Raw genomic sequence first — 7,406 nt, 5'->3', positions numbered from 1 at the left:
ATCCAGTGCCGACCAGTCCATTCCCTTCCAGGCGCGACGCTCATCATGCAGCGTCAACCAGAGCAGTCCCAGAACCGCGTCGTCGATCTTGTCCTCGTCGATCTCCATGAACAACGGGTATCACATCACAGCGCCAATGGGACCGCGGTCTTCGCCGGAGCCTTACGCTTCAAGTCCCTGATGAAAGAGCCCGAATGGTCTCTGATACTGGTCTTGTCGGGTGTCCCAGCCCTTGGGACATATGTGCATTCCGAAGAGCAGCTATCCCACTTGCTGACACCGGTTCATTTCGATGGGATCACCCTTGGCAAGAGCGCCGACCCGGCCAAAGACCCTGACATGATCGAGCTGAACAAACTTGTATATGCATATGCCGAACTTGATGAGGTCGATGTCGAGGCGGTTGTGGATGTCGACTTCCTGGAGCAGCTGGACTTTGCATGTTGCTCACGCTGGGGGCTGGTCATTGAGCTCATGATTAGGGCATTCGCGTTGTGTCGGATGCGCGGAAAGGATGTTGCCACACTCAAGATGTTCACGAAAGCGTACGATAGGGGTTCCCGTCTCCCCAAAGGCCTATCACCCTTCACCGCACCGGACTACCGGGACATCTTCGAGAGGGCGAAGCTCCTAGAGATAATCAACAAGACATAGCAGATGCGGTGAAATCAAAGGCTGCACCGAGGGCTCGCATTCGCGGGCCCTTTTTCTTGGCTAAGGGTGTGCATGCTTATGTGTTTGCTGTGCATGCTTTTGCCTCGGCGAGCAGAAGGAAAATCCTTAAGCAGTTGATTAATAACAGATTTTTGCGGCGACACGTCGATACGAATCGAATGGGTGTGCAAACATATGAGTCATTGGCACCTTTGAAATCAGCTGGCAAGTAGCCTATTTAGGCTTTGGGTGTGTATAACAGGTCCTTACAGGGGCCAATTTCGGGGCCGCTAAGATTTCAGCTTCCATTCATGATCTCCCTCGCCTGGCTTGCGACATCGTTTCCGGCGAAATTTGCGTACTTCTGGGTCACAGTCGCGTGCCGGAGAAGACGGGAAACCTCTTCCAGCCTCATGCCATCGTTCAGCATCCGGGTGGCGCAGGTATCCTCCGGGCTTTCGGGGGCAATTCACCCATCCCCAAGCAGGGCGGCGCAGGTCATCATTACGGTTTCCGCAGCCAGCGGGACTGACCCCTGCTTGCTGAGAGCGGCCCGCAGATAGACACCATCAATTTGAGCGGACAGCGCCCGCTCAATTGCTTCCGGCCGCCCGCTCAAGGCGCGCAGTTCATGAAGCAGGTTGCTGCGCAGCCTGGTCTGATAGACCCGCATCAGATGCGCAGCATCCTCGTTGCATTGCGACAGCGCATAAAAGCTGAGCCAGGCGGAGGTCTTCCGCCGGTCAAAAACATGGTCTTCGAAGTTGGCGCGAATGATGGCTTCCAGCCGCGCGCGCGGCCCTCGCGCCTCTGCCAGCCCTTTCACAACCCGCTGGGAATAGACTTTCAGAATGTGCCGCATGGCAGCGATCAGCATCTGGTCCTTGCTGCCGAAGTAGTGATGCGCCAGGCCGCTGCTCATGCCCGCCCGCTTGGCGATCTTCGACACCGTGACATCCAGCGAACCGGCTTCGCCGATTTCGTCGATCACGGCGGATACCAGCGCCGCACGGCGCTTTGGCTCCATTCCAAGTTTCGGCATAGAATTCCCCTAAATTGCAGGCGTTTCTACCCCGTCTTTGACCGGATGATCAATCAATTATCCTGCCGTTTTTTTTGGCCGGTCATCCTGAAGGCGCATGTGCGGCAAACGCATACATGCCGTGGAAAACGCCCCTGCGCGCGGAAATGGGAGAACGCGCGCAGGGGGCCCGCGTGGCTCAGCCGGATACCCCGCCGGCGGCCTCGGCGTGTTCACCGCTGCGCGTGCGCTGGCCGTCGCGGTAGATCGCCTTGAACAGGGCAAGGCACATCAGCAGCATGATGACCGAGAACGGCAGCGCGCCGATCACCATGGCGGTCTGGATCGCCTTCAGCCCGCCGACCAGCAGCAGCGCAGCCACCACCAGGCCAAGGGCCACCCCCCAGAACAGGATGTGCGGGCGCGCTTTGGGGCCTTCGTCGCCAGCGGCGTTGATGGTGTTGACGACCAGCACCGCCGAATCCACGGAAGTGACCAGATAGGTCATCAGCAGCACCACGATCAGCAAGGCCATGATCCAGGCCAGCAGCGGCGACAGCATCAGCTCTGTCATGGCAAAGATCTTGTCGCCGTCCGGCGCCGAGAAGATGGCACCGTTGGCGCCGCCGTTCAGCTCCATGTCAATGGCAGTGCCGCCAGCAAAGGAAAACCAGACAAAGCACATCAAAGCCGGGGCAATGGACGCACCAATCACGAATTCACGGATTGTCCGGCCTTTGGAAATCCGGGCGATGAACATGCCCATGAAGGGGGCAAACGCCACCCACCAGGCCCAGTAGAACACCGACCAGGCGCCCTGCCAGCCCTCCAGCCTGGTGGCCGCCGATCCTTCCACCCCGTCACCGCGGTAAACGGTGAGCACCATGGCAGGCAGATCCGCAACATAGGTCACCAGACCGTTGAAGAAGGCATTGAGACCGAACCAGGTGGAACCGAAAAACAGGAAGAAGCACAGCAGCAGGGTGCTGAGCACCATGTTGATGTTGGACAGCCACTTGATGCCCTTGCCGACGCCGGAAAACGCGGACAGCGTGGAGGCCCCCATGATGATAACAAGGGCCACAATCACACCCAGGCCGGAGGCGGTGCCCTGCTCGTTCAGCAGCCAGTCTCCGAATCCGACACGGGCCATGCTCGACACGAACTGGTTGACGCCAAAGCCCAGCATCTGCGCAACGCCCAGAATGGTGGCAATCACCGCGAAGATGTCGATGGCATGGCCAACCGGCCCGGACAGCTTTTCCCCGAACAAAGGCGCCAGGGCGGAGCGGATGGTCAGTGGCAGGCCGCGCCGGTAGGCAAAGAACGCCATTCCCAGGCCGGTAATGGCAAAGCAGGCCCAGGCGGTGAAGCCCCAGTGCAGAAAGGACCACTTGTAGGCGTAAAGGTAGTTGTCCATCTGGGCAGAGGCCGCGAGGCCCTGGATCACTTCCGGGTTGTTCTTGAAGTGATAGATGGGCTCGGCAATGGCCCAGGTCAGCATGCCCACCCCGATGCCCGCGCCGAACATCATCGAGAACCAGGAGAAGCGGGAAAATTCGGGTGTGTCCTCCGCACCGCCGAGCTTCAGCCGGGCTGCGGCAGGCCAGAACACCAGGCCGATGCAGGCCAGCACGAAGGCGGCCATCACATAGATGTACCAGGCGGCAAAATTGGCCAGGATCAGACTGTTGAGACCTGCCAGCACGCCGCCGGCCTGGTCCGGAAAGGCAACGGCCCAAAGCACGAGCCCTCCGACGATCAGTTTAGAGGTCACCGTCACATCAACGCTGAATCCCTCGTAGAACCCCTTGTCTGCCGTTTTGATCGGCAGCTCCCTCAAGGGCGGTTTGTTTGACATTGCGCGTCTCCCTAGTTTTCAAATTGCGCCCTCTCCCGCGGGGAAGCTGCCCCCTCCCCGCGTCCTCCCGGCGCTGCGCTTATTCCCCTCTGGGGAACCTCGCGTTCTCCTCGACCACGTTCAGGTCCATGTGGTTGCGCATGTAGCGCTCGCTGGCCTTCTGCAGCGGCTGGTAATCCCAAGGGAAATAGCCGCCCTGGCGCAGCGCCTCGTAGACCACCCAGCGGCGGGCCTGGCTTTCGCGCACCTCGGCGTCGAACCGCTCCAGATCCCAGCGCTCGGCCGCCATTGCCTTGAGCTCTGCAAGCGTGTCCTGATGCGCAGGGTCTTCAGCCAGATTGGTCAGCTCATGCGGGTCGGCGCTCAGATCAAACAGCTGATCCGGGTCCAGGTTGCACAGGTTCAGCTTCCACTGCCCCAGCCGCAGCGACACCATCGGCGCATAAGAAGCCTCGGCGGCATATTCCATCGCCACCGGCGTGGTGCGGCCGCCGCCCTGCCCCAGCGGCACAAGGCTCTCGCCTGCGGTCCAGGGCATCACCTCCTCCATGCTGACCCCGGCCAGGTCGCAGAGCGTCGGGCAGACGTCGATGTTGGACACCGGCGTTTCCACCAGGCCCGGCGTCATCTCCGGCGCCGACACCATCAGCGGCACCCGCGACGACCCTTCGTAGAAGCTCATCTTGAACCACAGCCCGCGCTCGCCCAGCATGTCGCCGTGGTCGGACACGAACAGGATGACCGCCTCCTGCCGGGTGTTCTCCAGCGCTTCCATCACCTCGCCGATCTTGTCGTCGAGATAGGAGATATTGGCGAAATAGGCGCGGCGGGACTTGCGGATGTCCTCTTCGGTTATGTCGAAGTTGCGCCAGTCGTTGGCGTCGAAGATCCGCTTGGCGTGCGGGTCCTGGTTGTCATAGCCCAGGTCCGCGACCTCGGGCAGCAGATGCTCGCAATCCTCGTACAGGTCCCAGTATTTCCGGCGCGCCACATAGGGGTCGTGCGGGTGGGTGAAGGACACCGTCAGCGCCCAGGGGCGGCCGTCCTTGCCGCGGGCCAGGTCATAGACCTTCTGTACCGCATGAAAGGCCACCTCGTCATCGAATTCCATCTGGTTGGAAATCTCGGCAATGCCGGCGCCGGTGACGGAACCCATGTTGTGATACCACCAGTCGATGCGCTCGCCCGGCTTGCGGTAATCCGGGGTCCAGCCGAAGTCCGGCGGGTAGATGTCGGTGGTCAGGCGCTCCTCGAAGCCGTGCAGCTGGTCGGGGCCGACAAAATGCATCTTGCCCGACAGGCAAGTGTAATAGCCGGCCCGGCGCAGATGATGCGCATAGGTGGGAATCGATGAGGCGAATTCCGCGGCGTTGTCATAGACCCGGGTCGCCGACGGCAGCTGCCCGGACATGAAGCTGGCCCGGCCCGGGGCGCAGAGCGGCGATGCGGTATAGGCATTGCGGAACCGGGTGGAGCGGGCCGCCAGCTTTTTCAGGTTCGGCGCGTGCAGCCAATCGGCAGGCCCGTCCGGGAACAGTGTTCCGTTCAGCTGGTCCACCATGAATATCAGGATGTTGGGTCGGGTCATTTGTGTCTCCCCCCATGGGATATGGTTTCGGTTTACGGCCGCGGGCCGCAGTACGGTTTGGCCGGCCGCGCCTGTTTCGCAGTATACCCCGCCGCTCCCATGCGCATTTCGGAATCCCGGCTTGGGGCCGTTCTGCGTCCAGTCCGGAAGTGACGGCGAACATGCCTTGCATTGATTGACCAGTCAATTTAAAAACGCAGCAAGCATTCAAAAAAGGTGACTCGTGCCCTTCTACGCCCCGCTTGCCGAGATCTCTCTGAGCCAGTCAGCCGTGCTGCTGACCGGGTTTTCCGTTGGTGCGGTGTCCGGTATTTTCGGAGTCGGCGGCGGCTTCCTGGCCGCGCCTGCACTGATGTTCATGGGCGTTCCGCCGATGATTTCCGTCGGAACCGCCGCGAATCTGGTGATTGCCTCCTCTTTTTCCGGGCTGCTGGGCAATCTCCGGCGCAGAACGGTCGACTACACCCTGGGCGCCGTTCTGCTGGCCTGCAGCGCCACGGGAAACGCCGCGGGGTTCGTGCTGCTGAACCAGCTGACAGGCAGCGGCGGCGGCGGAATTTTCGTGAAGCTGTTCTACTTCCTGCTGCTGCTGGCAATTGGCAGCGCCATGCTGTTTGAAAGCCTGCTGGCAGGCCGCAGGCACGGGGGCGAGGCGGCCCAAGCGGCCGGCGCTGCGCCTGCGGTCCGCTGGGCGCCGGTGTTCCGGATGTCCGGAAAACCGCTGCCGCTGCCGCGGATAGCCGCGACCGGCGTTGCAGTTGGCCTGCTGTCTGCAATGCTGGGTGTTGGCGGCGGTTTCTTTGTCATCCCGGCAATGATCTATTTCATAGGCGTCCCGGCCAAGATGGTGGTGGGCACCACCGCCTTTCTGACTTTTTTTTCGTCGCTTTTTGTCACCGCGACCTATGCGATCGGCTACCAGGCGGTGGATCCCGTGACTGCCGTGCTGCTGGTGATCGCAAGCGCCTTTGGCGCTCCGGCAGGGCTTGCCATTGGCAAACGCCTGAACGCTGAACGCATGCGGCTGCTGCTGGCGCTGCTGATCCTCGCTGTTGCCGCCAACATGGCAGCAAGCCTCTTTCTGGCGCCTGAAAACCAATATCTGCTCCAAGATGGATGACACGTTTACGATGCGGCTGATCCTGCTTCTTACCCTGTTCCTGCCCGCCGCCGCGCAGGCCGGGCTGATTGTCACGCGAGCGGAACCCAGTGTGATCAGGATGGGGCTGGGCTTTGATGGCGCGACGGTGACGGTGATCGGGGCGGTTACCCAGGAAGTGCAGCCTGACAGTTCAATCAGCCCGGAGATCGTTGTCGTGCTGACCGGCCCCCCCCATTCGCCAGTACTGGCAAAAATGGAGCGCACCTGGGGAATCTGGGCCGCCAGCCCGCAGCAGCGGATCAACTTTCTGCCATCATACTACGCAATCGCGACAAGCCGCAGCCCAACCCTGGAGTTTCTCCGGCACTCCCGGCTGCCGGCCCGAATACGTCTTCAGGACAAGCTGGCCTATGCAAACCGCCCCCGGATATCAGAAGACCGGATTTCGGCACTGACCAGCCTTATGCAAAGCAAGGGGACCTATGCCGAGCTGCCCGGCGCGGTCACAGTGCTGGATGATACACTGTTCATGGCGCAATTCGCCTTGCCTGCAGGCATTTCGCCAGGGCCGCTTCAGGTAGAGAGTTTCCTGATCAGCGGCGGAAAAGTGATCGCAGCCGACAACACCGCCTTGGTTGCGGTTACTGCGGCGTTGCCGGGCAGGATCCTGAATTTTCTGCTGGAGAACGCTGTCCTCTATGCAACTGCGCTGATTGCCGCCACCATCCTCATAACCTGGGCCATCTCCGCAGTCCTCACCCGGCTCTTTCCGTGACACTTCGCATCGGAGACGCAGACAGCCGAGGACACGCGCAAACGAAGGGACGCCAGAATGACCCCCAGTATCCCCCTGCGGCATTGATGTCCGCGATGGGGCTCGAGGAGGGGCAAGTGCACCGGCGGGAATTCCTGACCAGGGCAACGGCCCCGGGGCTGACGATTCCGGCAGCCTGCGGGCTTCCGGCTGTGACCGCGGCCGCCGCTGCGGATGCGCCAATCAGTGCTGGAGGAGTCCTGCGCATCCAGATGGAAGTGAAGGTGCAGAAGGAGCCGCGGCTCATCTCTTTACACGCTCTTCGCAGACTGCCTAATGATTTTCGGTTGAAGCATCTTATTGCGCTGCCAAGCTCGCAGTCACTTCCAGCTCAACTGCGTTCGCCTCAGTGATGAGGGCCGGAAC

General features: G+C 61.2%; 6 protein-coding genes. 3 read left to right on the top strand and 3 right to left on the bottom strand.

From position 1 onward, the window contains the following. Nucleotides 1–180: 180 nt before the first annotated feature. Complete coding sequence (locus GKC28_RS22970) at nt 181–654, top strand: hypothetical protein (RefSeq protein ID WP_174149305.1); 474 nt, start codon at nt 181–183, stop codon at nt 652–654. 469 nt (nt 655–1,123) lie between these two features. Here GKC28_RS22970 and betI read toward each other — a convergent pair whose 3' ends face one another. The 3 genes from betI to betC all read right to left on the bottom strand — a co-directional run bounded on the left by betI (nt 1,124) and on the right by betC (nt 5,124). Beyond that, nucleotides 1,124–1,696: a transcriptional regulator BetI gene (gene betI / locus GKC28_RS22965; RefSeq protein WP_174149304.1), complete on the bottom strand. Its 573-nt coding sequence runs from the start codon at nt 1,694–1,696 to the stop codon at nt 1,124–1,126. Between the two features lie 178 nt (nt 1,697–1,874). After that, nucleotides 1,875–3,536 (bottom strand): BCCT family transporter, encoded by a 1,662-nt coding sequence (locus GKC28_RS22960; protein WP_174149303.1) that lies wholly within the window; start codon nt 3,534–3,536, stop codon nt 1,875–1,877. 79 nt (nt 3,537–3,615) lie between these two features. Beyond that, complete coding sequence (betC, locus tag GKC28_RS22955; protein ID WP_174149302.1) at nt 3,616–5,124, bottom strand: choline-sulfatase; 1,509 nt, start codon at nt 5,122–5,124, stop codon at nt 3,616–3,618. A 223-nt stretch (nt 5,125–5,347) separates the two neighbouring features. On the opposite strand from betC, the gene GKC28_RS22950 reads away from it, so the two are divergent. After that, complete coding sequence (locus GKC28_RS22950) at nt 5,348–6,244, top strand: sulfite exporter TauE/SafE family protein (protein ID WP_174149301.1); 897 nt, start codon at nt 5,348–5,350, stop codon at nt 6,242–6,244. Continuing rightward, a complete protein-coding gene (locus tag GKC28_RS22945) occupies nt 6,237–7,001 on the top strand; it encodes a TIGR02186 family protein (RefSeq protein WP_174149300.1) in 765 nt (254 codons plus the stop codon). The genes GKC28_RS22950 and GKC28_RS22945 overlap by 8 nt, the downstream gene beginning before the upstream one ends. The last annotated feature ends 405 nt before the right edge of the window (nt 7,002–7,406 follow it).

The organism is Leisingera sp. ANG59 (assembly GCF_013317235.1).
Classification (GTDB): Bacteria; Pseudomonadota; Alphaproteobacteria; order Rhodobacterales; family Rhodobacteraceae; genus Leisingera.
This window is presented reverse-complemented; position numbering and strand designations above follow the sequence as displayed.